Below are 2,711 nucleotides of genomic sequence, written 5' to 3' on the forward strand. Positions count from 1 at the left end.
CCTTGGTCTCGTCGCGCACGACCAGGACGCGGAAGCTGGGCCGGTTGCCGGCGATCACCACCCCGTTGCGGTCCAGCACCCGCCCGCGCGGCGGCGGCACCAGACGGAAGTTGAACTGGTTCTCGCTGGCGAGGGTGGAATACTCCTGGGCCTGTACGACCTGCAGCTGGGCCAGTCGAGCGGTCAGGGCCGCGACGCCCAGAGCTGTCGCCCCGCCGACCACGAAGGTCCGGCGCAGGAACGACCCCTGACGCTCGTTGACGTCCGAAAAGAATATCGAGGGCTCGTTGCTCATCGCAGCCGCATATCGCCGTCGTCGAACCGTTCGATCATCCAGTTGGCGATCGGAAACAGAAGCAGGGTCGGGATCATCTGACCGAACAGAGACAGGATGCTAGGCGCGTTCGCGGGCTGGATGCTGACGATCAGATAGGTCAGAAGAAAGGCCAGCAGGGTACAACAGGCGTACCAGATGAACAGGATCTGGGTTTCCTGCCCCGCCAGCAGGTTCCGCGCGGCCAGCACGACCCCGTAGACGACCAGCAGGCTCAGCGACCACACGCCGAGCGGCTGCGCGCCGGCCAGCAGCAGGTCGACGAACAGGCCCAGCAACAGCAGGACGAGGGGTGCGATCATCGACGGCCGGATAAGGGGCCAGGCGAAGGCCAGGACCATAGGCAGGATCGGCTCAGGCAATTTCAGCCCGAACAGCTCGACCGGCGTCGCCAGCACGATCGACAGGGCGACCACGATCAGCGCCGGATAGACGATCCATTGCAGCGGGCCGACGACACGGACCGTAGCCGCCCGTCTCACCGGGGCGCTCCGGCCGGAGCAGGGGTAGGATCCGGCGCGGCGGCGCGGCGGGCGGCGGCATCGCCGATCGCGGCGGCCTGGGTCGCGCTGGGCGCAGGTGCGGACGCAAGGCCGGCGAGCGGCGCGGCGTTCAGCGACTCGGGATTCACCAGCTGGCCGAAATCCTGGAACAGCATGACCCGGACATAGTCGATGGCGCCACGGTCGCTGAACAGCTTGACCCGCCAGGTGCCGTCGATCCCCTTGGCCGCGACCCCGATCGGCACGCCTCGCGGAATACCGCCGCCGTCGCCGGACGACAGCACCCGGTCCCCGGCCTGAAGCGCGCCGACGCCCCGGATGTATTCGAGACGCGGATTGCCGCTGCCGTCGCCGGTCAGCATGGCCCGCGCATCGGTGCGGTCGATCAGCACCGGTGTCCGGCTGGCCACGTCGGTCAGCAGCAGCATCCGGCTGACGTTGCCGGTCGTGCCCGTGATGCGCCCCACCAGGCCCTGCTCGTTGATGACGGGGTTGCCGATGTGGACGCCCTTGGCGGCGCCGGCGTCGATCAGTCTGGCGTTGGCGAATGGCCCACGCGCGTCGGAGATCGACCGCGCCGTGACCATGTCGACGGGCGGTTCGGTCCGCAGGCCCAACATGGCCTCGTAGCGGGCGTTGACGTTCTTCAGCGCGATGGCCTGGTCCCGCCACGGCTCCAGCTCGGCCAGCTGACGCTTGAGCTTGCGGTTCTCGGACACGGCGAAGAAATAGCCCCGGACCCCGTCGCTCAGACTGCCGGCCCAGCGCACGGGGGCCGCCAGCACGCCGTTGACCGGCCCCACGCCAGAGTCGAACCCGGCCCGGACGGGTGCATAGGTGTCACCACCCTCCCCGCCGCGACGGTCGCTGACGATCAGGATGACGGACGCGGCCAGGGCAACGACGACCGCGACCGCGGCGGTCCATGCCAGCGGGACTTTGACTTTTTCGAACGGTCCGTCGCGAAACGCCACGGCAGCCTTTCCGGTAAGGGTGTGGAATCAGCGGGACGCCACCCGCCGATATCGCAGCCTATTGCAAAATTCGCGCCCTTTGGGAACGAGATTAGAGGGCGGAGTCGAGGACGCCCTTCATCCAGCGCGGGTGCTCCAGCACCCGGCCGCAGCCGATGGCCACGCAGGACAGCGGATCGTCGGCGACCGAGACCGGAAGGCCGGTGTGATCGCGGATTTCCGCATCCAGGCCACGCAACAGAGCCCCGCCACCCGTCAGCATGATGCCCTTGTCGGCGATGTCGGCGGCCAGTTCCGGCGGCGTGGCTTCGAGGGCCACCTTCACCGCGTCGATGATCTGGGCCACCGGTTCGGCAAGAGCCTCGGCGGCCTGGCGTTCCGAAATGCGCACTTCGCGCGGCACGCCCTGCATCAGGTCGCGACCCTTGACCTCGATATAGAGACCCTCGCCGTCGGCGGGGATACGGGCGGTGCCGATGTCCTTCTTGATCCGCTCGGCCGTGGTCTCGCCAATCAGCAGGTTATGGTTGCGGCGCATGTAGCTAATGATCGAGTCGTCCATCTTGTCGCCGCCGACGCGGACCGACTTGGAATAGACGATGCCCGACAGCGACAGGACGGCGACCTCGGTGGTGCCGCCGCCGATGTCGACGACCATCGAACCCGTGGGCTCGTGGATGGGCAGGCCGGCACCGATCGCGGCGGCCATGGGCTCGTCGATCAGGCCGACACGACGCGCCGAGGCGTTCAGGCAGGAATCGTTGATCGCGCGACGCTCGACCGCCGTGGCACCCGACGGCACGCAGACGATGATCTTGGGGTTCACGAAGCCGCGGCGGTTATGCACCTTGCGGATGAAGTGCTTGATCATCTCTTCGGCGACTTCGAAGTCGGCGATGA

3 protein-coding genes and 1 pseudogene are annotated in these 2,711 nt (G+C 67.8%); all 4 read right to left on the reverse strand.

Features of this window, described 5'->3' with window-relative positions; all coding sequences use genetic code 11:
• Positions 1-295: pseudogene (locus JHC99_RS18395) on the reverse strand (penicillin-binding protein 2); the annotation flags it as partial.
• The gene (locus tag JHC99_RS18400) at positions 292-816 is read right to left on the reverse strand and encodes a hypothetical protein (protein WP_292156139.1); all 525 of its coding nucleotides are present in this window, start codon (positions 814-816) and stop codon (positions 292-294) included. The gene JHC99_RS18400 and the pseudogene JHC99_RS18395, both read right to left, overlap by 4 nt.
• The gene (mreC, locus tag JHC99_RS18405) at positions 813-1,811 is read right to left on the reverse strand and encodes a rod shape-determining protein MreC (RefSeq protein WP_292156141.1); all 999 of its coding nucleotides are present in this window, start codon (positions 1,809-1,811) and stop codon (positions 813-815) included. Before mreC ends, JHC99_RS18400 begins: the two co-directional genes overlap by 4 nt.
• Before the next feature lie 91 nt (positions 1,812-1,902).
• The coding region (locus JHC99_RS18410; RefSeq protein ID WP_292156142.1) for a rod shape-determining protein at positions 1,903-2,711 on the reverse strand (809 nt) is incomplete at its 5' end.

It is taken from the genome of Brevundimonas sp., assembly GCF_016463485.1.
Classification (GTDB): domain Bacteria; phylum Pseudomonadota; class Alphaproteobacteria; order Caulobacterales; family Caulobacteraceae; genus Brevundimonas.